This window comes from Brevundimonas sp. G8, assembly GCF_902506205.1.
Classification (GTDB): Bacteria; Pseudomonadota; Alphaproteobacteria; order Caulobacterales; family Caulobacteraceae; genus Brevundimonas.
The window spans coordinates 1,990,095-2,010,640 of the sequence record NZ_LR732816.1 but is presented as its reverse complement, the minus strand read 5'-3'; the positions used below and the strand labels follow the sequence as shown (position 1 = coordinate 2,010,640).

The 20,546-nt window shown below is 66.5% G+C and carries 21 protein-coding genes; 10 read left to right on the top strand and 11 right to left on the bottom strand.

The window, feature by feature from the left end; translation table 11 throughout:
• Window positions 1–234: 234 nt before the first annotated feature.
• The 7 genes from glyS to CHRYSEO8AT_RS09795 form a co-directional block, all read right to left on the bottom strand.
• Window positions 235–2,307, bottom strand: coding sequence for a glycine--tRNA ligase subunit beta (glyS, locus tag CHRYSEO8AT_RS09825; protein ID WP_159849570.1), 2,073 nt, complete (start codon window positions 2,305–2,307; stop codon window positions 235–237).
• Complete coding sequence (locus CHRYSEO8AT_RS09820; protein WP_159849568.1) at window positions 2,307–2,828, bottom strand: YegJ family protein; 522 nt, start codon at window positions 2,826–2,828, stop codon at window positions 2,307–2,309. Before CHRYSEO8AT_RS09820 ends, glyS begins: the two co-directional genes overlap by 1 nt.
• Window positions 2,825–3,760, bottom strand: a complete 936-nt coding sequence (locus CHRYSEO8AT_RS09815) for a glycine--tRNA ligase subunit alpha (RefSeq protein ID WP_159849566.1) — start codon at window positions 3,758–3,760, stop codon at window positions 2,825–2,827. The genes CHRYSEO8AT_RS09820 and CHRYSEO8AT_RS09815 overlap by 4 nt, the downstream gene beginning before the upstream one ends.
• Before the next feature lie 70 nt (window positions 3,761–3,830).
• Window positions 3,831–4,721: a fasciclin domain-containing protein gene (locus CHRYSEO8AT_RS09810; RefSeq protein WP_159849564.1), complete on the bottom strand. Its 891-nt coding sequence runs from the start codon at window positions 4,719–4,721 to the stop codon at window positions 3,831–3,833.
• Between the two features lie 207 nt (window positions 4,722–4,928).
• Complete coding sequence (locus CHRYSEO8AT_RS09805) at window positions 4,929–5,801, bottom strand: 4-(cytidine 5'-diphospho)-2-C-methyl-D-erythritol kinase (RefSeq protein ID WP_159849562.1); 873 nt, start codon at window positions 5,799–5,801, stop codon at window positions 4,929–4,931.
• Between the two features lie 5 nt (window positions 5,802–5,806).
• Window positions 5,807–7,690 (bottom strand): tetratricopeptide repeat protein, encoded by a 1,884-nt coding sequence (locus CHRYSEO8AT_RS09800; RefSeq protein WP_159849560.1) that lies wholly within the window; start codon window positions 7,688–7,690, stop codon window positions 5,807–5,809.
• A 63-nt stretch (window positions 7,691–7,753) separates the two neighbouring features.
• Window positions 7,754–9,409 (bottom strand): electron transfer flavoprotein-ubiquinone oxidoreductase, encoded by a 1,656-nt coding sequence (locus tag CHRYSEO8AT_RS09795; RefSeq protein ID WP_159851692.1) that lies wholly within the window; start codon window positions 9,407–9,409, stop codon window positions 7,754–7,756.
• Between the two features lie 195 nt (window positions 9,410–9,604).
• On the opposite strand from CHRYSEO8AT_RS09795, the gene CHRYSEO8AT_RS09790 reads away from it, so the two are divergent.
• Both CHRYSEO8AT_RS09790 and CHRYSEO8AT_RS09785 read left to right on the top strand, forming a co-directional pair.
• Window positions 9,605–10,417: a uracil-DNA glycosylase family protein gene (locus CHRYSEO8AT_RS09790; protein WP_159849558.1), complete on the top strand. Its 813-nt coding sequence runs from the start codon at window positions 9,605–9,607 to the stop codon at window positions 10,415–10,417.
• A gap of 85 nt (window positions 10,418–10,502) precedes the next feature.
• Window positions 10,503–12,188, top strand: a complete 1,686-nt coding sequence (locus CHRYSEO8AT_RS09785; protein ID WP_159849556.1) for a lytic transglycosylase domain-containing protein — start codon at window positions 10,503–10,505, stop codon at window positions 12,186–12,188.
• On the opposite strand, the gene CHRYSEO8AT_RS16230 is transcribed toward CHRYSEO8AT_RS09785, so the two are convergent.
• Genes CHRYSEO8AT_RS16230 through CHRYSEO8AT_RS09775 form a run of 3 tightly spaced genes read right to left on the bottom strand, consistent with a single transcriptional unit; the run spans window position 12,185 to window position 13,381 of the window.
• A complete protein-coding gene (locus CHRYSEO8AT_RS16230) occupies window positions 12,185–12,316 on the bottom strand; it encodes a hypothetical protein (protein ID WP_255451477.1) in 132 nt (43 codons plus the stop codon). The two genes, CHRYSEO8AT_RS09785 and CHRYSEO8AT_RS16230, sit on opposite strands and share 4 nt — an antisense overlap.
• Window positions 12,317–12,373: 57 nt before the next feature.
• Complete coding sequence (locus CHRYSEO8AT_RS09780; protein ID WP_159849554.1) at window positions 12,374–13,030, bottom strand: glutathione S-transferase family protein; 657 nt, start codon at window positions 13,028–13,030, stop codon at window positions 12,374–12,376.
• Window positions 13,031–13,060: 30 nt separating this feature from the next.
• Window positions 13,061–13,381, bottom strand: coding sequence for a multidrug efflux SMR transporter (locus tag CHRYSEO8AT_RS09775; RefSeq protein ID WP_159849552.1), 321 nt, complete (start codon window positions 13,379–13,381; stop codon window positions 13,061–13,063).
• A 153-nt stretch (window positions 13,382–13,534) separates the two neighbouring features.
• Here CHRYSEO8AT_RS09775 and purB point away from each other — a divergent pair, with 153 nt between their 5' ends.
• The 5 genes from purB to CHRYSEO8AT_RS09750 all read left to right on the top strand — a co-directional run bounded on the left by purB (window position 13,535) and on the right by CHRYSEO8AT_RS09750 (window position 17,668).
• Window positions 13,535–14,833, top strand: coding sequence for an adenylosuccinate lyase (gene purB, locus CHRYSEO8AT_RS09770; RefSeq protein ID WP_159849550.1), 1,299 nt, complete (start codon window positions 13,535–13,537; stop codon window positions 14,831–14,833).
• A 4-nt stretch (window positions 14,834–14,837) separates the two neighbouring features.
• On the top strand, window positions 14,838–15,569 hold the full coding sequence (locus CHRYSEO8AT_RS09765) for a 2OG-Fe(II) oxygenase family protein (RefSeq protein ID WP_159849548.1): 732 nt from the start codon (window positions 14,838–14,840) through the stop codon (window positions 15,567–15,569).
• A gap of 47 nt (window positions 15,570–15,616) precedes the next feature.
• A complete protein-coding gene (locus tag CHRYSEO8AT_RS09760) occupies window positions 15,617–16,087 on the top strand; it encodes a DNA-deoxyinosine glycosylase (protein ID WP_159851691.1) in 471 nt (156 codons plus the stop codon).
• Entirely contained in the window at window positions 16,087–16,929 is an 843-nt protein-coding gene (gene purU, locus CHRYSEO8AT_RS09755; protein WP_159849546.1) for a formyltetrahydrofolate deformylase, read from the top strand. Before CHRYSEO8AT_RS09760 ends, purU begins: the two co-directional genes overlap by 1 nt.
• 106 nt (window positions 16,930–17,035) lie before the next feature.
• Window positions 17,036–17,668 carry a fasciclin domain-containing protein gene (locus CHRYSEO8AT_RS09750; RefSeq protein ID WP_159849544.1) on the top strand — a complete coding sequence of 211 codons (633 nt, stop codon included), beginning with the start codon at window positions 17,036–17,038 and terminating at the stop codon, window positions 17,666–17,668.
• Window positions 17,669–17,854: 186 nt separating this feature from the next.
• On the opposite strand, the gene CHRYSEO8AT_RS09745 is transcribed toward CHRYSEO8AT_RS09750, so the two are convergent.
• Complete coding sequence (locus CHRYSEO8AT_RS09745) at window positions 17,855–18,178, bottom strand: DUF1476 domain-containing protein (protein ID WP_201304401.1); 324 nt, start codon at window positions 18,176–18,178, stop codon at window positions 17,855–17,857.
• Between the two features lie 286 nt (window positions 18,179–18,464).
• Here CHRYSEO8AT_RS09745 and purC point away from each other — a divergent pair, with 286 nt between their 5' ends.
• The 3 genes from purC to CHRYSEO8AT_RS09730 all read left to right on the top strand — a co-directional run bounded on the left by purC (window position 18,465) and on the right by CHRYSEO8AT_RS09730 (window position 20,495).
• A complete protein-coding gene (gene purC, locus CHRYSEO8AT_RS09740) occupies window positions 18,465–19,223 on the top strand; it encodes a phosphoribosylaminoimidazolesuccinocarboxamide synthase (protein ID WP_159849540.1) in 759 nt (252 codons plus the stop codon).
• On the top strand, window positions 19,223–19,459 hold the full coding sequence (gene purS, locus CHRYSEO8AT_RS09735; protein WP_159849538.1) for a phosphoribosylformylglycinamidine synthase subunit PurS: 237 nt from the start codon (window positions 19,223–19,225) through the stop codon (window positions 19,457–19,459). Before purC ends, purS begins: the two co-directional genes overlap by 1 nt.
• Window positions 19,460–20,015: 556 nt before the next feature.
• On the top strand, window positions 20,016–20,495 hold the full coding sequence (locus tag CHRYSEO8AT_RS09730) for a YbhB/YbcL family Raf kinase inhibitor-like protein (RefSeq protein ID WP_159849536.1): 480 nt from the start codon (window positions 20,016–20,018) through the stop codon (window positions 20,493–20,495).
• Window positions 20,496–20,546 lie beyond the last annotated feature (51 nt).

The following is a 20,546-nucleotide window of genomic DNA, read 5'->3' as shown; positions in this document are numbered from 1 at the left end:
GAACCGGCTTGACCATGGCGGATGTAACAATGCGTGAGGGGGTAACCGGTTTCCTGGCTCAGGTTTTCAGCGCCCTTCTCCCAGTGGGAGAAGGTGGCCCGAAGGGCCCGATGAGGGTCGGCCGGTGGGCCAACTCGCACCACCCGCCCCTCACCCTTTCGCGCAAGAACGCCGGCTTTGCCGTCGTGCGCTCAAGCCCTCTCCCAATGGGAGAGGGAAGCAGGGATGCGGTCCCTACCCCGCGATCTGACCGAAGTCCGCGACCCGGCCCATCACGTCGCGGACCTGGCCCAGCAGCTTCAGGCGGTTGTCGCGCTCCTCGGCCACGTCGGAGTTGACCAGCACGTCCTCGAAGAAACGGTCTACCGGGGCGCGCAGGGCGGCGAGAGCCGTCATGGCGGCGGCGAAGTCCTCGGTCTCCAGCGCGGCCTCGACGGCGGTGCGGGCGGCGCCGACGGCGAAGGCCAGGACGGTCTCGGGCTCGGGCTGGTTCGGCAGGCCGGTCTGGACCATGCCGGTCGGCAGCGGCCCCTTCTTCTCTTCGGCGCGCAGGATGTTGGAGGCGCGCTTGTAGCCGGCCAGCAGATTGGCCCCGTCGTCGGTGGCGAGGAAGGCGGCCAGCGCCTCCACCCGACGCACGATGCGGACGAGGTCGTCATCGCCCAGGGCGAAGACGGCGGCGACAAGGTCGTGCCGTTGGCCTTGGTCGCGCAGGAGGACGGTCAGGCGGTCGGCGAAGAATGACGCCAGTTCTGACCCAAGGGACAGCTTATCGACCTGACGATCTACCTTGCCCTGCCCTGTGATCAGCGCAATCGCAGGAGCGAAAGCGTCGTCGGTCAGAGCAAGGCGGATCTCATTGTTCAGAGTCAGACGAAGCACGCCCAGCGCCGCTCTCCGCAGCGCGAACGGATCCTTCGATCCCGTAGGCTTCTCGTCGATGGCGAAGAAGCCGACCAGGGTGTCCAGCTTGTCGGCCAGGGCTACGGCGACCGTGACCGGCGCGGTCGGGACCGTGTCGGCGGGGCCTTGCGGCTTGTAGTGGTCGCGGACGGCGTCGGCGATGGCGTCGGAATGGCCGGCGAGGCGGGCGTAATAGCCGCCCATGATCCCCTGCAGTTCCGGGAATTCGCTGACCATGCCCGACAGCAGGTCGGCCTTGGACAGGCGGGCGGCCATTTCGGCTTCGTCGGGGTCGGCGCCGACCAGGGGGGCGATCTCGCGGGCGAGCGCCGCGATGCGCTCGACGCGCTCGGCCAATGTGCCCAGTTTGGCGTGGAAGGTGACGCCGGACAGTTTGGCGTTCCAGGCGTCGAAGCCGACCTTCTGGTCCTCGTCCCAGAAGAAGCGGGCGTCGTTCAGGCGGGCGCTCAGGACGCGGCTGTTGCCGGCGGCCAGGGCCTTGCCGCCGTCGGTCGCCTCGACATTGGCGACGACCAGGAAGTTGGGGGCCAGGCCGTCTTTCGACGGATCGCGGACGGCGAAATACTTCTGGTGCACCTTCATCGACAGGCGCACGACCTCGGGCGGCAGGGCCAGAAACTGCGGGTCCATGTCGCCCAGGATCGGCGTCGGCCATTCGGCGAGACCCGCCACCTCGTCCAGCAGGCCGTCGTCATCGACCAAAGCGAGACCCCTCGCGGCGCAGGCGGCCTTGGCCTGTTCCAGGATGCGCAGCTTGCGGTCGGCCACGTCGATCAGGACGAAGTTCTTTTCCAACTGGGCGCGGTAGTCGACGAAGTCGCTGACCTTCAGCGGCTGGCCTGAGCCCATGAACCGGTGGCCCTCGGTGATGGCGTCGGATTGAATCCCGTCGATCTCGAACGGCACGACCTTGCCGTCGACGATGCACAGGATGCGCTTGATCGGACGGATCCAGCGCAAGGTGCCGGAACCCCAACGCATCGACTTGGGCCAGGGGAAGGTGCGGATCACCTGATCCACGGTCTCGGCGACCAGATCGGTGGTGGCGCGGCCCTTGGACGACAGGACGGCGAACAGGACGCCGTCACGCTCGGTCAGTTGATCACGCGTCAGGCCGGTTTTGCGCAGGAAGCCTTCCAGCGCCTGTTCCGGGGCCGAGGCGCGCGGGCCCTTGACCTCTTCCTCGCGGTCGGGTGTGGCGACGGGCAGGCCGTCGATCACCAGGGTCAGGCGGCGCGGACCGGCATAGGTGGTCAGCGCGTCCCAGGTCAGACCGGCGGCCTTGAGCCGGTCGGACACCATGCGGTCGAGGTCGCGCGCGGCGCCCTGTTGCATCCGGGCGGGGATTTCTTCGGAGAAGATTTCGAGAAGGAGTTGGGGCATCAGAGAGCGTTCGATTCAGTCGGCGTGTCGGACAGGCTTTCGCGTACAGCGTCGGCTTCTTCGGGGGCGATGTAGGGCAGCATGACCCGGGTGGTGTAGTTGCCCCACCGCTTGCCGTTCTTCTCGTAGGACCAGTCGGAGACCAGTGCGATGGGGAAGACCACCACGGAGCCCCTGTGCTGGCCGGGCATGGCGTTCGGCTCATTGGCCAGAACGCCGGTCAACTGATCGCCCTCGCGTGCGATCTGATTGACCCAGATGTGCTCGTGCCCTTCGCCGGCCGGGAAGCCGACCTTCAGGCTGTCGGTGGGCTGAATCTGGTTTGCGTCTAGGCGCGCCAGGAAGACGGGCAAGCTGGCCTTAGCCTGAGCGATCGCCGCATTCATCTCGGTGTTCTGTTGCTCGAACTGGACGATGTCGTCGCCCGGCCCCGAAGTTTCGGCGACGGGCTTGGGATCACAGGCGGCCAGAGCCAGGGCGCAGACGCCGACAACGGCGATCAGGGATGTACGAAGGCTCATGCTTCGGCCCTTTCGCGTTCCACATAGGCCAGGGCGCAGGCCTTACACAGTTCGCGGATGCGGCCGATGTAGCTCTGGCGCTCGGCGACGGCGATGGCCCCACGGGCGTCCATCAGGTTGAAAAGGTGGCTGGCCTTCAGCACCTGATCATAGGCGGGCAGGACCAGGGGCTGGTTTTGCGGGCCGCGCATGTCTAGCAAGCGCGAAACCTCGGCCACCATATCCTCGAACCGGCGCTTCAACCCGTCCACGTCATAGCCGTGGAAGTTGGCTTCCGACTGCTGGCGCTCGTTCTCCAGGAAGACCTCGCCGTAGGTCAGACCTTCTTTCGTGAACTTCAGATCATAGACGTTGTCCACGCCCTGCACATACATGGCCAGACGCTCCAGCCCGTAGGTCAGCTCGCCCGAGACCACATCGACCTCGATGCCGCCGACGCCCTGGAAATAGGTGAACTGCGTCACCTCCATCCCATCGCACCAGACCTCCCAGCCCAGACCCCAGGCGCCGACGGTGGGGTTCTCCCAGTCGTCCTCGACGAAGCGGATGTCGTGCAGTTTCGGATCGATGCCGATGGCGGCCAGCGAGCCCAGGTAGAGCTCCTGAAGATTGTCCGCGTTCGGCTTCAGGATGACCTGGTATTGATAATAGTGTTGGAGCCGGTTGGGGTTCTCGCCATAGCGGCCGTCGCCGGGGCGGCGCGACGGTTGAACATAGGCAGCCTTCCAAGGCTTGGGGCCGAGCGCGCGCAGGACCGTGGCGGGGTGGAGCGTGCCGGCCCCGACCTCGATGTCATAAGGCTGAAGAATGGCGCAGCCCTGCTCGCCCCAATAGCGGTGGAGCGTCAGGATCAGGTCCTGAAACGCGAGCGGCTCGGTCGAGGTGGTCAAATCGGGCTCGTGGGGAGGGGTGCAAAAAAGACGGCGGACCATAGGGCCCGCCGCCTTCCGCTTCAACACGCTACCAAGCGAGCGCGTGGGTGACCCGTATTATCGCCCCATCTTACTGGGGAGTCGGGTTGGCCTCGTCACCGCCGTCAGCGGCGGGATCGGCCGCATCGACCGGGGGCGTGGCCGAGGGATCGACCTGACCGTCGGTCGGGTTGGCGACCGGGGGCGAGGCCGTGGTCGTGGTCGCAGCAGCCGGTTCACCCGTCGGGGTCGTCGCCGGAGCGGCCGGGGCGGCCGGAGCAGCTTCTTCAACTGGGGCTGCGGATTCAGCCGGAGCGGCGGCTTCTTCATCGCCCATGGCGGCCATCGAGTTCGCCGGGTTCAGAACCTTGTCGATCGGGAAGATGGCGCCGTTCGAGGCGTCCAGTTCGGCGCTGACCACGGTGGCGCCATCAGCCTTGATGGCCGAGCCGGTGCCGTCCAGCAGGACCTGGCTCTCGGCGGCGGTCGGAACGCCGCCCTTCTTGCCCATGATCTGGTCGGGCGTAACGTCGGCGACGATCACGTGATAAAGCAGCAGTTGACGCAGTTCGGCGGCGTTGGCCGGATCCATCAGGCGCGTGCGGTCGGCCTCAGGCAGGGCGGCGAAGGCCGCGTCGGTCGGGGCGAAGATCGAGATGGCCGGGCGTGTCGCCAGGGTGTCGGTCAGTTGCGTCGCATCGAGGGCCGCCAGAAGGGTGGTGAACTGGCCGCTCTCCTTCAGCTTGTCTACGACGGTCTCACCGGCGGCCGGCGTGGCTTCCGCGACTTCCGAAGCGGCGGGGGCGGTCGCCTGGGCGGCGGGCGCCGCAGCCTCGGGCGCGGCGGGCATGGACGGATCGGTTTGCGGCACGGGAGCCTCGGCCGGGGCGGGCGAGGTCGGCGGGGTGACGTCCTGAGCGAAGGCGGGAGCGGCCATCAGGGTGACAACGGCGGTTGCGGCAAGCAGTTTTGCACGAAGCATGGCGATATCCTTTTTCTGTTTGAGGATCACTTCCGGGAGGTGGCGATCCGTTCCAGTCATCGGAACTGCGGACTCAAATCAGAACACCGTGATCTGGTTCCGAGATTTTGATACAATCGGTAACATTCGTGATGATCGAGGCGAGACCTTGGCGATATCCGCGTTACAGAGGGCGAATGGCCAGTATTCGGCCACAAACCTCGAACCCTACTGAACGGCCAAGCGCATTGCTGTGACCCAGGCTGTTGGATGGGCGACCGAGAGCGTTCGAGCCGCCGCCTGGGCCGCCGCCTCGGTGAGATACAGGCCGAATACGGTCGCGCCCGAGCCGGACATGCGGGTCAAGGCGACATCCGCCGTAGCGGCGACCGCGGCGAGCGCGTCACCGATGGCGGGCGTCAGGGCCAGCGCCGGCGGCTGGAGGTCATTGCGCTGAACAGACAGCCAGTCGATGACGGCGGCATCGGACCAATCGCGCGGCGCTTCAGGACGGTCGGCCGAGCGCATCCGACCCGCGTCATAGGCCCGATAGACGGCGCCGGTCGGCGACGGGACGCCGGGGTTGAACAGGACGGCCGGAAGCGTGGGTAGGCGCGGTTCGTCGGTCAGCACGTCTCCCCTGCCCTCGGCCCAGGCAGTGCGCATGCGCAGGCACATCGGGCCGTCCGCGCCCACGACGCCGGCGACCGCTTCCAGCGCCACATCGTCGATGTCCAGCGACAGGGCCTGGCGCGCCAGCTTCAGCGCCGCGCCCGCGTCGGACGAGCCGCCGCCCAGCCCCGCCGCGATAGGCAGGCGCTTGTCCAGCGTCACCTTCAGCTTCGGCTCTCCGATCCCTGACAGGTCGCCCAGGCAACGGAGCGCACGCAGAATCAGATTATCGGGGGCAGCGCCCAGCGCCTCGCCGAACGGGCCGGTCACATCGAGAGACAGGCTGTCGGCCGGTTCGACAGACACCTGATCCCCCACGTCGGCGAAGGCGACGAGGCTGGACAGCGGATGATAGCCGTCGGCGTCCACCGCCCCGACATGCAGGAACAGGTTGATCTTGGCCGGAGCCAGGGCGGTCAGCACGGGCATGGAAACTATTGAGAGACGCCCTTGGCGGGCGCGGCGCCGTCCAGCCCATTGGCGATCTTGCGTTCGACGTCGGCGCGGCGCTCGGGTTCGGGCTCCAGCACCAGGACGCGGTTCCACAGCCAGACCGCCTCGCGTTCGCGCCCCACCCGCCAATAGGCGTCGCCGAGGTGGTCGTTGATCTCGGCGTTGGCGGGTTCCTTGTCGACGGCCTGTTCCAGGGTGTCGACGGCGGTTTCGAACTGACCCTGCTTGAACTGCGCCCAGCCCAGCGAATCCTGGATGTTGCCGTTGTCGGGTTCCAACGCATGGGCGCGGGCGATCATGTCGGCACCCTCCTGGACCCGCAGGCCCTTGTCGACCCACAGATAGCCCAGATAGTTCAGCATGTCGGCGTCGTTGGGCGCGGTCTGGAGCGCGGCCCACAGCTCGGCCTCGGCCTCGGGTGTGCGACCCAGGGCCTCATAGGCCGCGCCGCGCAGGAAGTGGACGCTGGCGCCCTGATCGGCGACGTTCAGGATCGGGCCGTCCAACAGGGTCAGCGCCTCGTCATGCTGTTTCAACTGCATCAACTGACCCGCCAGGACCAGGGCGATGCGGCGGTCGTCGGGGCTGGCGGCGGCGGCGCGGCGCAGTTCGGCCAAGGCGTTGTCCGACTGGCCGTCTTCTTCCAGCGCGATGGCCAGCTGGGCGCGGGCGGCGGCGTAGAGCTGGGGATCGTCGGTCCCGACGCGCGACAGGGCGCTGCGGGCGGCCGACTTCAGCCCTGCCCGCGACAGCACCTGGGCCAGTTGGAACTCGGTCTCGTCATCGTCGTGCAGGTTCTGCGCGAGGCGCAGATAGACGGCGGCGAATTCGTTGCCGCGCTCGGCCGACGCCTGGGCGGCGGCGGTGATCAGGCCCTGGGCCGCGCCTTCGCGGAAGTCGGGCAGGACCGGCGGCCGACCGCCGTCGCGCACCCGCTGAAGCGCGCGGACGACGCCGGGATCGACGGGCTGGACGGCGATCGCGGCCTCATACAGGGCGATGGCGTCGTCGCGACGGCCGCGCCGTTCCATGAACTCGCCATAGGGGCGCTTGAACAGGGCGCCGACCCAGGCCACGTCGGCGGCCGCCTTCAGCTCCACCTCGGCCTCGGCATAGTCGCGGCGCTTTTCCAGCAGGGCGGCGCGATTCATGCGGGCGAAGGCCAGGGTCAGGGGATCGCCGCTGATCGGCGCGGGCTGAAGCGCGCGGGTCCAGTCCCCAGCCGCCGCCGCGATCCACGGCGCGACCAGCAGACCGGCGCGAGCGTGGGGAGAGCCGATGGGTTGCTGGGCCAGGGCGGCGTTGGGCGTTTTTGCGTCGCCGCGCACGAAGTCCTGAACCAGCCGGACCAGGCGTCCGCCCTCGACGAAGGCGGGCGAGGCGGTCGCGTCGGTGGGGGCCAGCGCCGCCGCCACATCCAGATCGCCGGTGAGCAGGGCCGAGGTGAAGGCCTGTTCGCGCACGCGCGGCTGTTCCGGCGCCAGTTGCTCGGCCTGGGCCAGATAGTTCGAGCCGATGGCGCCCTCGCCCTGCATCAGGGCCAGCTTGCCCGCCAGATACAGGCCATAGGCGCTGCGGCCTTCGGCGTTGGTGGGGATCGGAGCCCAGACCGCAGGGATCGGCGGCGTGACCGGCGTGTCGGTGATGATGATGTGGGGATCGGGTGCCGCGTCCTGACTGGACGGCGCCTGATCCGAAGGCGCCTGGCCCGGCGTGGGCTCGCCGGGCGCAAGGATGATCGCCGGCGGATGGGTCTGCGGCGTCGGCGCGGGGGGCGTGATTTCCTGCGCTGCGGACTGCCCGGCCAAGGCCAGGGCGAGCACGGTCAGGGAGGCGGCGAACAGGCGCGAACGGGAGGCGATCATGCCTCGACCCTTCACGCTTTTGCGGCGGCGGGCAAGGGCGGAACGCGCCCCTGCCCCGTTCCATCACATGTTCGGATAGTTGGGACCGCCGCCGCCCTCGGGCGTGGTCCAGACGATGTTCTGCGACGGGTCCTTGATGTCGCAGGTTTTGCAGTGGACGCAGTTCTGGGCGTTGATGACGAAACGCGGATCGGTCTTGGCGACCTCGTCGGCATAGACGACCTCGTAGACGCCCGCCGGGCAGTAGAGCCGGGCCGGCTCGCCGTATTTGGGCAGGTTGACCTGGATCGGCTTGGACGGGTCCAGCAGCTTCAGGTGCGCGGGCTGGTCCTCGGCATGGTTGGTGTTGGAGATGAAGACCGACGACAGCTTGTCGAACGACAGCTTCCCGTCCGGCTTGGGATAGCGGATTTCCTTGTGATCGACGGCCAGCCCGCTCGAGGCGGCGTCGGTCTTTTCGTGCTTCAGCGTCGGGATCGGCGACCAGCCGCCCAGCAGGGTGCGGCACCACATGTCGAACATGCCGAACGCCCCCCCCAGGGTCGTGCCGAACTTGGACAACAGGGGCTTGGCGTTCTTGACGACCGACAGTTCCTTGAAGACCCAACTCTTTTCGAACGCGGTCTGATATTCGACCAGTTCGTCGCCCGACCGCCCGGCCTGAACCGCGTCATAGGCGGCGTCGGCGGCCAGCATGCCGGTCTTCATGGCGTTGTGGCTGCCCTTGATGCGGGGCACGTTCACGAAGCCGGCCGAACAGCCGATCAACGCGCCGCCGGGGAAGCTCAGCTTCGGGATCGACTGCAACCCGCCCTCGGTGATGGCGCGGGCGCCGTACGAAACACGCGTGCCGCCTTCCAGGTGCGGGGCGATGGACGGGTGGTGCTTGAACCGCTGGAACTCGTCGAACGGCGACAAAAACGGGTTCTTGTAGTTCAGGTGGACCACATAGCCGACGGCCACGTAGCGGTCGCCGAAGTGATACAGGAAGCTGCCGCCGCCGGTGTGTTCGTCCAGCGGCCAGCCGGTCGTGTGCTGGGCCAGGCCGGGCTGGTGCTGTTCGGCGGGCACCTGCCACAGCTCCTTCAGGCCGATGCCGTATTTCTGGGGCGACTTGCCGTCCTGAAGCCTGTGCTTGGCGATGATGGTCTTGGCCAGGGAACCGCGCACGCCCTCGGCGATGAAGACATATTTGCCGTGCAGTTCGATGCCCGGCTGGAATTCGCCGGTCGGCTTGCCCTCGCGGTCGATGCCGAACACGCCGGCGACCACGCCCTTGACGCGACCCATTTCCTCTTCCCAGACGACGTGGCTGGCGGCCATGCCGGGATAGACCTCGACGCCAAGCGCCTCCGCCTGCTCGCCCAGCCAGCGTGTGACATTGCCCAGCGAGGCGATGTAGCAACCGTGGTTGTGCATGAAGGGCGGCAGCAGGGGCATGGGCAGGGACGCCTCGCCCTGCGGACCCAGCAGCAGGAATTTATCCTTGGTGACCGGCGTCTCCAGCGGCGCGCCGCGTTCCTTCCAGTCGGGGAACAGCTCGTTCAGCGCCTTGGGATCGATGACCGCGCCCGACAGGATATGGCCGCCGACCTCGGCCGCCTTTTCCAGCACGGCGACGGTGATGTCCTTGCCGTCCTTTTCCGCGCGCTGCTTCAGGCGGATGGCGGCCGAAAGGCCGGCCGGTCCGCCGCCGACGATCACGACATCGTATTCCATGACCTCTCGTTCAACGCCGTCCAGCGCCTCCAGCGGCGGCAGATTGTCGATGATCGCTTCCTGACGGGCGTTCTCCGCGCCGCCTTCGATGGCTTCTTCGGCCATGATTTCCCCTGAATCCCGGTTGTCTGTGTGGTTATGCCGCTTATCGGAAGGTGACGCGAGGGCGGTCAAGGCTTATCGGTAGCCCGAGACATGAACGCGCAACCCCATGACATCGCTGCAGTCGAAAGCCTGCTCGCCTTCTGGCGGGATGCGGGGGTGGACGCCTGCTATGGCGACGCGCCCGTCGACCACACCCATGTGGCCCCGCCGCCGGCGGTAAAAGCCGTGCAAAAGGCGACCGCCTCGGTCGTCATGCCGCTGGCCGGCGTCAACGCCGAGGACGCCATCGCCGAGGCGCGACGACTGGCGTCGGGCGCAGCGACGCTTCAGGATCTGGCGGCGGCCGTTGCGGCCTTCGAGGGCTGCCCCTTGCGCGGCATGGGCGCGACCCAGTCGGTGTTCGGGCGCGGCAACCCCAACGCCTCGGTCCTGATCATCGGCGAAGGCCCCGGCGGGGACGAGGACCGGATGGGCCAGCCCTTCGTCGGCAAGGCCGGTCAGTTGCTGGACCGGATGCTGGCGGCGGCAGGCCTGACCGACAAGGTCTTCATCACCAACACCGTCTTCTGGCGTCCGCCCGGCAATCGCACGCCCAGCCCGCAGGAGCAGGCCGTCTGCGCCCCCTTCGTCGAGCGCGCCTTTGCTTTGTTGCAGCCCAAGGCCGTGCTGCTGCTGGGCGCGGCCTCGGCCAAGTCCGTGCTTCAGGCTGAAGAAGGGATCATGAAGTTGCGCGGCAATTGGAAGGAATGGCGTCTGGCCGAGGGCGCCGTGTCCGCCCCCGTCATGCCGACCCTGCACCCGGCCTTCCTGCTGCGTCAGCCCCAGGCCAAGCGTCAGGTGTGGAGCGACCTGCTCTCGCTGGCCGTTCGCCTTGAAACGGACTCGGTTGAAGAACAAGGCTAATCGCTGCATGCTCGCATGCTGACGACCGATCGCCATACACGCGCCTAGTATCTTACGCGCGTCGCCAACGAGGGGGCCGCCGCTTATGTTTCTGTTCCGCCGCGCGTTCCTCGCGCCAACGCTTGCTGTCGCTTTCAGCGCCTTGGCAGGCGCGGCGATCGCCGAGACACCTTACGGATCAACGGCCGAATCGAGCGCCAGTTCCACGCGGCCCACCGCGCTCAGCTCTGCGGACCGCATCTCCTACACCACCGCCTTCGACGCCCTGCGGCGCGGCGACATCGAGACCGCCCGCGCCTCGGCGCGCCAGGCGCAGGACCGGGTCCTGCTGGGTCAGGTCGAGTTCGAGAGCCTGTTCCACCCGGATCACGTCGCCACCTATGAAGAGCTGACGGCTTGGCTGGAAAACTACTCCGACCTGCCGTGCGCGGACCGCGTCTATACCCTGGCCCTGCGTCGCCGCCCCGACGGCGCGCCCGAGCCGGTGCGGCCCGGCGGCGTGATCGGACGCACCTGGAACAGTCTGGTGACGGCTGTCTCGGGCGGCGGCGGCGTCGACGATCCGGCCAAGGCGGCGCGCGTCGCCTACAACAACGACGACCTGACCGGCGCCTCGGCCATGGGCCGCCAGATCGGCGACTGGTGGACCGTGGGCCTGGCGGAATGGCGACTGGGCCAATTCCATGAATCCTTCGCCGCCTTCGAACGCGTCGCCAACGATCCGACCGAAGACCCCTGGGTTCGCGCCGGCGCCGCCTACTGGACCGCACGCGCAGCCGGCCAGTCGGGCCGCCAGGATCGCGTGACCGACTATCTGCGCCTGTCGGCCCAGTGGCCCGCCACCTTCTATGGTCAGATCGCCCTGCGTCAGCTGGGCGAGGAGCCGCCCATCGAAAACATGGGCCCCCGCGCCTATGAGGCCGAGCCGCGCCTGCGCCGCGCCGCCTATGTGCCCCAGAGCGCCGCCGTCGAGCCGACCGCGCTGGAAGCCTTCGTCCAGGCCGACGCCCGCGCCCGCCGCACCGTCGCCTTCTACGAGGTCGGACGTCGCGCCGACGCCGAGACCGAGCTGCGTTCGGGCCTGCGCACCGCCGTCGGCGATGCGGCCAAGATGTGGACGGCCCTGGCGCGCGCCATCATGCCCGTCGGCAATGCGGACGCGACCCGTATCGACGCCACCCGCTATCCGATGCCGGACCTGGCGCCCGAGGGCGGTTTCGTCATCGAGAAGTCGCTGGTCTATGCGCTGGCGCTGAAGGAAACCGACTTCAATCCCAACGCCCGCTCCAGCGTCGGCGCCTATGGGCTGATGCAGGTGATGCCGACGACGGCGGCCGAGATGACGGGGGATCGCAGCTTCGTCTCCGACCCGTCCAAGCTGCTGGTCCCGGCGGTGAACATGCGTCTGGGCCAGACCTACATCAACCGGATGCTGGCCCTGCCGGCCTTCCAGGGCGACCTGCTGCGGGCCGTGGCCTCCTACAACGCCGGGCCGGGCCCGATGCTGGCGGCGGTGCGCAAGCTGGGACCGGACGCCGATCCCCTGCTGCTGATCGAGACGATCGACGTGCCCCAGGCGCGCGACTACGTCGAAAAGGTCGTGGCCAGCTACTGGATCTATCAGCGCCTGTTCGGCGCACCGCTGAAGACGCTGGACGCCCTGGCGTCGGGCGCAAAGGCCGTGCCGGTCTCGCTGGACTATGTCGCGCCGCCGCCCCAGGCCGAGCCGGTCCTGATCGCCGAAGCGACCACCGTCGCCGGCGTTCGCTAGAAGACCGCAAACAGCAGGCTGGCCCAGAAGGCCGCGCCGATCAGGGCCGCCAAACCATAGCCCATCACCGGATGAATGCCGCGCGACGCGGGTTCGGCCGGATCGTGCGGAAGGGGCGGGCTTTTCATGCCCAACGTATAACAGCGTCCGCTTAATGCAGCGTCAGGCGGGATGGTTTTCGCCCGTTAAGCCCCCGTTGAAGCCAAGGCGTCGGCCTCCCATTGGCGGAAGTCGGGATGGGCCAGCAGGGTATCGGCATAGGCCTGGGCCGTCCCGTCGTCGCCGTGGGTCGCCAGGTCCAGTTGGAAATGGCGAATGCGCGCCGCGACCGGCGTGAAGAAGGCGTCCGGCACGGACCATTCTCCGAACAGATACGGCCCGCCGCCCCCGAACCGGTCCCGCATCCCCCGCCACAGTTCGACGATGCGGCGCAGGTCCTTGTCCAATCCCGGATTTTGCGGCGTGGGGGCGCGGCTGGGGCCGACCATCCAGTGATCGGGGCCGGTCGAACAGGCGGTTCGCAAGGCGCTGAAACCGCCATGCATCTCGCAGGCCGCAGACCGCGCCAGCCAGCGCGCATGGGCGTCGGCGGGCCAGAGCCGCGCCTCGGGATAGCGTTCGGCCGCCCAGACAGCGATGGCCATCGAGTCCCAGATGACTTCGCCGTCGACCTTCAACACCGGCACGAGGCCGGATGGCGAATGCTCACGAAGGCGGCGATCGGTGTCCGGCTGGTTCAGCGGCACGACGATCTCGTCGAACGACGCGCCACAGTGTTTCAGCACCAGCCAGGGCCGCAGCGACCATGTCGAATAGGCCTTGTCTCCGATCACCAGTTCCATGTCGTCCTCACCTTGGAAACGTGGCGACCATCAATGGCTGGACGCCAGCTTCAGCACAACCAGGCCCGACACCACGAGGGTGACGCCCGCGATCCGTAGTGGTGTCAGCGGCTCGCCCAGGAACAAGGCTCCGACCACAAAAGCGCCGACCGCTCCGATGCCGGTCCAGATGGCGTAGGCCGTGCCCAATGGAAGGGTCTTCATCGCCATCGACAGCAAGCCGAACGAGCCGATCATGAAGACAACCATGCCCACGGTCGGCCACGGCTTGGTGAAACCCGCCGACGCCTTCATCAAGACGGCCCAGACGATTTCAAGAAGACCGGCGAGAAGAAGAAAAATCCAGGCCATGACGTGCTCCCTTGCATGGCGAGCCGGGTCGTCCCGGCAGTCATGCCCGATGAAGGGAGAGGTCGTCCTCTGAGCCGATATCTGGGACAGGCCGACCGGAAGTCAAGCGACGAACCTTGACTCCGAGCCCCTTGAGACCGACACGACCGGCCCATGATCACGCGCTATTCCCGCCCCGTCGCCGCCGCCCTCTGGTCGCAAGAGACCAAGTACAAGATCTGGTTCGAGATCGAGGCCCATGCCGCTGCCAAGATGGCCGAGCTGGGCGTGATCCCTCAGGATGCGGCCGACGCCATCTGGGCCAAGGGCAAGGACGCGACCTTCGACGCCGACCGCATCGACGAGATCGAGCGCACCACCAAGCACGACGTCATCGCCTTCCTGACCCATGTGTCGGAAATCGTCGGCGAGGAAGCCCGCTTCCTGCACCAGGGCATGACCTCGTCGGACGTGTTGGACACCTGTTTCGCGGTTCAGCTGGCGCGCTCGTCGGACCTGCTGATCGACGGCGTCGACCGGGTTCTGGCCGCGCTGGAAACCCGCGCCAAGGAGCATAAATATACCCCGACCGTCGGCCGCAGCCACGGCATTCACGCCGAGCCGGTGACCTTCGGCCTGAAGCTGGCCGGCTATCACGCCGAGTTCCAGCGCGCCAAACGCCGCCTGATCACCGCCAAGGAAGAGATCGCAACCTGCGCCATCTCGGGCGCCGTCGGCACCTTCGCCAATGTCGATCCCGCCGTCGAACAGTATGTGGCCGACAAGATGGGCCTGCAGGTCGAGCCGGTCTCGACCCAGGTCATCCCGCGCGACCGTCACGCCGCCTTCTTCGCGGCCCTGGGCGTCGTTGCTTCTTCGGTCGAACGCCTCGCCGTCGAGATCCGTCACCTGCAGCGCACCGAGGTGCTGGAGGCCGAGGAATTCTTCGACAAGGGCCAGAAGGGCTCGTCGGCCATGCCGCACAAGCGCAACCCCATCCTGACCGAGAACCTGACCGGCCTGGCCCGTCTGGTCCGTTCGGCCGTGACGCCCGCGATGGAGAACGTCGCCCTGTGGCATGAGCGCGACATCAGCCACTCCTCGGTCGAGCGCGGCATCGGCCCCGACGCCACCATCCACCTGGACTTCGCCCTGCAGCGTCTGGCCAATGTGGTCGAGCGGCTGAACGTCTATCCTGAGAACATGCAGAAGAACATCGACCGCCTGGGCGGTCTTGTTCACTCGCAACGGGTCATGCTGGCCCTGACGCAGGCCGGCATCTCGCGCGAGGACGCCTATGCCGCCGTGCAGGAAAACGCCATGAAGGTCTGGCGCGGCGAAGGGGTCTTCATCGACTTCCTGAAGGCCGACGACCGCGTCACCCTGCCCGCCGACCAGTTGGAAGCCCTGTTCGACCTCGACTATCACACCAAGAACGTGGACGTGGTGTTCAAGCGGGTGTTCGGAGACTGAGGCCATGAGCGAGCGCACGATCCGGCTCAATCCCCGGCTCGATCCCCGCGACTATGCGGAGGCCTATGCGCGCGACGGCATGGTGCAGGTGCCAGACCTGCTCAATCAGGAGAGCGCTGACTGGCTGGCGCTCGCGCTGGAACACGACACGGCCTGGCATCTGTCGCTGAAGACGCCCGAAGGCGGCAAACTGCTGTCGCCGCAGGACATGGCCGAGTTGAGTCGCGAGGCGGTCACCGCCAGAATCCAGCACGCCTTGTCGGAAGGCCGCACCGGCTTCTCCTTCATCTATCTGGCCTATCCGATCATCCCGGCCTTACTGACCGGCAAGGATCCGGGCCACGCCACCCATGTCCTGCTGCAATTCTTCAACGACACCCCATTCACCACCTTCGCCAAGGCGGTGACGGGCGAAGCGAGCGTGACCAAGATCGACGCCCAGGCGACCTGGTTCCGGCCCGGCGACTTCCTGACCCAGCATGACGACACGGGTGTGGGCGAACGGCGCGCGGCCTATACGCTGGGCCTGTCGCGCGACTGGCGGCCCGACTGGGGCGGCCAGTTGATGTTCCACGACGCGAACGGGGACATCGAGCGTGGCTTCAAGCCTGGCTTCAACGTCTGGACCGTGTTCAAGACACCCCGCATGCACTCCGTCGCGCCGGTCGCCGCCTATGCCGGCGGCAAGCGCCGCTCGATCACCGGCTGGCTGCGCGACGACCCGCCAGTCAAGTGACGGACCCTATCGGCGACCGCAGGCAGGGCTTCGCCCCCGTGGTCGACATGGAGACCCGACTTCTGATCCTGGGCAGCCTACCTGGCGACGCGTCGCTGAAGGCGGCGCAGTATTACGCCCATCCGCGCAATGGCTTTTGGCCCCTGATCGGCGGGGTGCTGGGAGAAGACCTCGCGACACGACCCTATGAGCAGCGGCTCGACCGGTTGAAGGCGCGCGGCGTCGGTCTGTGGGACGTGATCGCCTCGGCGGAGCGGTCGGGCAGTCTGGATGCGGCGATCCGGTCGCCGGAGGCAGCCGATCTGAGGGGCTTGGTCGAAAGCCTGCCGAACCTGCGGGGCGTCGCATTCAATGGCAAGCTGGCGAGCAAACTGGGGCGGCGCATCCTGGCCGACGTAAAGGGCGCCGCCTTGATCGATCTGCCGTCATCCAGCCCCGCCCATGCAATATCCTTGTCGGCAAAGGCGGACAGCTGGGCCATACTGGGGAAGTTTCTCCCGGATAAGCCTGCCGCCTGATGATCCTGACCCTGTCCTGCCCCGACCGCCACGGCATCGTCGCGGCCGTTTCCGCCTTCCTGCTGGAGCGGGACGCCAACATCTCCGACGCGCAACAGTTCGGCGACGCCTCCAGCGCCACCTTCTTCATGCGGGTGGTGTTCGAGCCGGCGGACGGCGACGCCGAGACCGCGATCCGCGCCGCCTTCGCGCCCCTGGCCGAGCGGTTCGCCATGGACTGGACCCTGCGAGGTCCCGCGCCGCGTAAGGTGATGATCCTGGCGTCCAAGTTCGATCACTGTCTGGCGGACCTGCTGTACCGCTGGCGCATCGACGAACTGGCGATGCAGGTGACGGCGGTCGTGTCGAACCATCCGCGCGAGCAGATCGGCCATGTCGACCTGGGCGACCTGCCCTTCCATCACCTCCCGATCAACGCCGCCGACAAGCCGGCGCAGGAGGCGGAACTGCTGCGGCTGATCGAGGAGACGGGGACGGAACTGGTCGTGCTGGCGCGCTACATGCAGATCCTGTCGGACGACCTCAGTCGCAAGCTGGAGGGACGCTGCATCAACATCCATCACTCCTTCCTGCCCGGCTTCAAGGGCGCCCGCCCCTATCATCAGGCCCACGCGCGAGGCGTGAAGGTGATCGGCGCCACCGCCCACTATGTCACCCCCGACCTGGACGAAGGCCCCATCATCGAACAGGACGTCGAGCGGATCAGCCACCGCGACACGCCCGAAGATTTGATCCGCAAGGGGAGAGATATTGAACGCCGCGTCCTGGCGCGCGCTGTTCGTCGCCATCTGGAAGACCGTGTTTTGCTGCACGGCACAAAGACGGTCGTATTCGAAGACTGAATGGTGAAGCTGCGATTTCTTGTCGCGCCACACGCATCCTTTATGCGGTTTCGAACGTAACGTTCCCGTTACCGCCTTGAGAGCGGCCCAAAGGGAACGAAACACAATGACAAATCTTCGCAATCTCATGCTCGTCGCCGTATCCGGCGGCGCGCTGATGGCGCTGGGCGCCTGTAACAACAACGAACCGGCAGCTGCGACGCCGGCTGAATCGACCGCCATGGCCCCGGCCGAGGGCGCCGCCATGGCCCCCGCGACAGATCCGATGGTGGGCGGCGCCGCCATGAGCCCCAACGAGACCATCGTCGCCAACGCGTCCAAGGCCTCCAACCTGACCACCCTGGTTTCTGCCGTGACCGCCGCCGGTCTGGTCGAGACGCTTCAGGGCCCCGGTCCCTTCACCGTCTTCGCACCTGACAACGCCGCCTTCGAGAAAATCCCCGAGGCGACGCGCACCAGCCTGATGCAGCCGGCGATGAAGGCCGACCTGACCAAGATCCTGACCTATCACGTGGTCGCCGGTCGCCTGACGGCCGCCGACATCGCCGCCCAGGCCCAGGCCAATGGCGGAACCGCCACGCTGAAGACGGTTCAGGGCGAAGAACTGAAGGTTTCGGCCGGCCCGAACAACACCTGGGTCATCACCGACGCCAAGGGCGGCAAGTCCACCATCACCCAGGCGGACGTGGGTCAGTCCAACGGCGTGGTCCACGTCGTGGACACGGTTCTGATGCCGTAAAAATAATTTGGTTTCGGGCGGAAACGCCTGAAACCAAATCCCGACGCTCGTGTTCTTCAAGGGCGCGAGACGCACAGTACGCCGGGTGAGACATCCCCCAACGTCCCCGGCAAAAAAGAAAGGGCCGCACTTTCCCCCGGGTGCGGCCCTTTCGAATTCTCAGAAATCAGCCCGAAGGCCTAAGACCTACTCGCCGGCGCGAATGCCTTCGCGGGCGATCGAGGCCAGTTCGTCGATCTTGGAGCGAATCTCGCCTTCCGACACCGACAGGCCCGAGGCCTTGAAGTCGCCGGCGACCTTGCGGAACACGTCTTCGTCGCCCGGCTGTTCGAAATCGGCGCGCACGACGGCGGCGGCGTACTGATCGGCGCTCTCGGTCGACAGGCCCATCTTTTCGGCAGCCCACAGGCCCAGCATCCGGTTGCGCCGGGCGATGGCCTTGAACTCCTGCTCCTGATCGAGGGCGAACTTGGCCTCGAAGGCCTTTTCCCGATCGTCGAAGGTCGTCATTTCGCTCAGCATAGCTCCGTACGCCCCGCTAACGTCGGGGCAACGGCCGTCTATAGACCGCCCATCCCTGAACGCAACATGACTTCACTCGGGTGGACATCCTGTCCCCATCCTTTGCGCCCTTCGCCATCCTCATTTGTATCGCGGCGCGCCATCGGCTAAGGAGACCCCGAACGAGATTGACTGCCCGAACGATTCCGAAACGCGCCGCCAGGACCGGGTCTTCCCCTCCATCATGGCCGCGCGATTTTTGTTTCTGGAGGGCGCCCGTAAGCGGGACCGGACGATGAACAGCAAGCGCAAGAAAATCTACGAAGGTAAGGCCAAGATCCTGTACGAAGGACCCGAGCCCGGCACCCTGATCCAGTATTTCAAGGACGACGCCACTGCGTTCAATGCGCAGAAGAAGGCCGTCCTCGAAGGCAAGGGCGTGGTCAACAACCAGATCAGCGAATTCATCATGTCGCGCCTGAACGGCATCGGCGTGACCAACCACTTCATCAAGCGCCTGAACCTGCGCGAGCAGCTGATCCGCGAAGTCGAGATCATCCCGCTGGAAGTCGTCTGCCGCAACATCGTCGCCGGCTCGATGAGCCAGCGTCTGGGCATCGAGGAAGGCACGCCCCTGCCCCGCTCGATCATCGAATTCTACTACAAGAAGGATGAGCTCAACGACCCGATGGTCACCGAGGAGCACATCACCGCCTTCAACTGGGCCTCGACCCAGGAACTCGACGACATGCTGGCCATGACGGTGCGCGTGAACGACTATCTGTCGGGCATGTTCGGCGCGGTCGGCATCACGCTGGTCGATTTCAAGATCGAGTTCGGCCGGGTCTGGGAAAACGACTTCAGCCGCGTGCTGCTGGCCGACGAGATCAGCCCCGATAGCTGCCGCCTGTGGGACACCACCACCGGCGAGAAGCTGGACAAGGATCGCTTCCGCCGCGACCTGGGCAATGTCATCGAAAGCTATACCGAAGTCGCGCGTCGCCTGGGCATCATGAAGGGCATGCCGACGGTGATCCAGGGAGGGCTGCACTGATGGCCAAGGTCAAGGTTCACGTCTTCCTCAAGCCCGGCGTCCTGGACGTCCAGGGCAAGGCCGTCGAAGGCGCCCTGCAGGGTCTGGGCTGGTCGGGCGTCTCGAACGCCCGCGTCGGCAAGCTGATCGAGTTCGACCTCGCCGGCGCCGAAGACCCGCAAGCCGAGGCCAAGAAGATGTGCGAGCAACTGCTCGCCAATACGGTGATCGAAAGCTACCGCATCGAAGCGGCGTGAAACATGAGAGCCGCTCTGATCATTGGAGCGGCTTTTTTGCTGTTTGGGTGCGCTGAAAGGCCAGCCCCCGCGCAGGAGATCGGGCCACAGCTAGATTGCGCGCGCGGATTCCGAGCCTTGGTCGCAAATTTGGACGCCAACCCCGATCTTCTGGCGTCTCGCCATTCGCGTGGATCGAATGCCTATCGTGACGACCGACATCACCTTGTCTACGTCGTCACCTTGTCAGACCACCCCGCCCATCCCGCGATCTTCGTTAGGGAAGTCGCGCTAACCAGCGAAGGCGCGATCATCGATTCAAACGGTTGCGGGTTTGGCGATAAGGTCGCGTTCGATCAAGAAATGCGATTATACGACGCCTTCGACCGTCTGCTGAACGCGGAAGAGCCTTGTTACCTTTGCTCCTCTGATCGTTTGAGATCACCTTCGATTGAGCCAAGGCTTCCTCCGCCTCCAAAACACTAGCGTAGGCCGGATGGAGCTTTGATGGCGTTCATGGCCGCAACGATGGTCTGGGCCATTCGTTCTGGGCTCTACAGCTTGTTAGGGATACGCGATGACCTTCACCCTCACCTCCACCGACATTCAGGACGGCGGCTTGCTGCCGGAAGCTCAGGTTCACGCCAAGGGCAACCAGTCGCCGCACCTCGCCTGGTCCGGCGCGCCGGAGGGGACGAAGAGCTATGCGATCACCTGCTATGATCCCGACGCACCGACCGGCTCGGGCTTTTGGCACTGGACCGTGGCGAATATTCCCGCCGACGTGACAGAACTGGAGGCTGGGGCCGGATCGTCCGGCGGTCATCTGCCGCACAGCGCGATCCAGGGCCGCACCGACTTCGGCCAGGCCGGCTTCGGCGGCGCCGCCCCGCCTCCCGGCCATGGTCCGCACCGCTACATCTTCACCGTCTTCGCCGTGGATGTGGAAAGCTTGGACGTCACGGCCGACAACTCCGGCGCCGTGTTCGGCTTCAATCTGCACTTCCACACCCTGGCCAAGGCGTCGATCACGGCGACCTACGAAAACAAGGGCTGATCGGCCGGCCGCCCTTGTGGTGTCATGAACGCTGATTAGGTTGCAGCGCAA

Coding starts and splice junctions, on each gene's coding strand:
- glyS (WP_159849570.1), bottom strand. CDS start 2,307: ATGCCCCAACTCCTTCTCGAAATCTTCTCCGAAGAAATCCCCGCCCGG.
- CHRYSEO8AT_RS09820 (WP_159849568.1), bottom strand. CDS start 2,828: ATGAGCCTTCGTACATCCCTGATCGCCGTTGTCGGCGTCTGCGCCCTG.
- CHRYSEO8AT_RS09815 (WP_159849566.1), bottom strand. CDS start 3,760: ATGGTCCGCCGTCTTTTTTGCACCCCTCCCCACGAGCCCGATTTGACC.
- CHRYSEO8AT_RS09810 (WP_159849564.1), bottom strand. CDS start 4,721: ATGCTTCGTGCAAAACTGCTTGCCGCAACCGCCGTTGTCACCCTGATG.
- CHRYSEO8AT_RS09805 (WP_159849562.1), bottom strand. CDS start 5,801: ATGCCCGTGCTGACCGCCCTGGCTCCGGCCAAGATCAACCTGTTCCTG.
- CHRYSEO8AT_RS09800 (WP_159849560.1), bottom strand. CDS start 7,690: ATGATCGCCTCCCGTTCGCGCCTGTTCGCCGCCTCCCTGACCGTGCTC.
- CHRYSEO8AT_RS09795 (WP_159851692.1), bottom strand. CDS start 9,409: ATGGAATACGATGTCGTGATCGTCGGCGGCGGACCGGCCGGCCTTTCG.
- CHRYSEO8AT_RS09790 (WP_159849558.1), top strand. CDS start 9,605: ATGAACGCGCAACCCCATGACATCGCTGCAGTCGAAAGCCTGCTCGCC.
- CHRYSEO8AT_RS09785 (WP_159849556.1), top strand. CDS start 10,503: ATGTTTCTGTTCCGCCGCGCGTTCCTCGCGCCAACGCTTGCTGTCGCT.
- CHRYSEO8AT_RS16230 (WP_255451477.1), bottom strand. CDS start 12,316: ATGAAAAGCCCGCCCCTTCCGCACGATCCGGCCGAACCCGCGTCGCGC.
- CHRYSEO8AT_RS09780 (WP_159849554.1), bottom strand. CDS start 13,030: ATGGAACTGGTGATCGGAGACAAGGCCTATTCGACATGGTCGCTGCGG.
- CHRYSEO8AT_RS09775 (WP_159849552.1), bottom strand. CDS start 13,381: ATGGCCTGGATTTTTCTTCTTCTCGCCGGTCTTCTTGAAATCGTCTGG.
- purB (WP_159849550.1), top strand. CDS start 13,535: ATGATCACGCGCTATTCCCGCCCCGTCGCCGCCGCCCTCTGGTCGCAA.
- CHRYSEO8AT_RS09765 (WP_159849548.1), top strand. CDS start 14,838: ATGAGCGAGCGCACGATCCGGCTCAATCCCCGGCTCGATCCCCGCGAC.
- CHRYSEO8AT_RS09760 (WP_159851691.1), top strand. CDS start 15,617: ATGGAGACCCGACTTCTGATCCTGGGCAGCCTACCTGGCGACGCGTCG.
- purU (WP_159849546.1), top strand. CDS start 16,087: ATGATCCTGACCCTGTCCTGCCCCGACCGCCACGGCATCGTCGCGGCC.
- CHRYSEO8AT_RS09750 (WP_159849544.1), top strand. CDS start 17,036: ATGACAAATCTTCGCAATCTCATGCTCGTCGCCGTATCCGGCGGCGCG.
- CHRYSEO8AT_RS09745 (WP_201304401.1), bottom strand. CDS start 18,178: ATGACGACCTTCGACGATCGGGAAAAGGCCTTCGAGGCCAAGTTCGCC.
- purC (WP_159849540.1), top strand. CDS start 18,465: ATGAACAGCAAGCGCAAGAAAATCTACGAAGGTAAGGCCAAGATCCTG.
- purS (WP_159849538.1), top strand. CDS start 19,223: ATGGCCAAGGTCAAGGTTCACGTCTTCCTCAAGCCCGGCGTCCTGGAC.
- CHRYSEO8AT_RS09730 (WP_159849536.1), top strand. CDS start 20,016: ATGACCTTCACCCTCACCTCCACCGACATTCAGGACGGCGGCTTGCTG.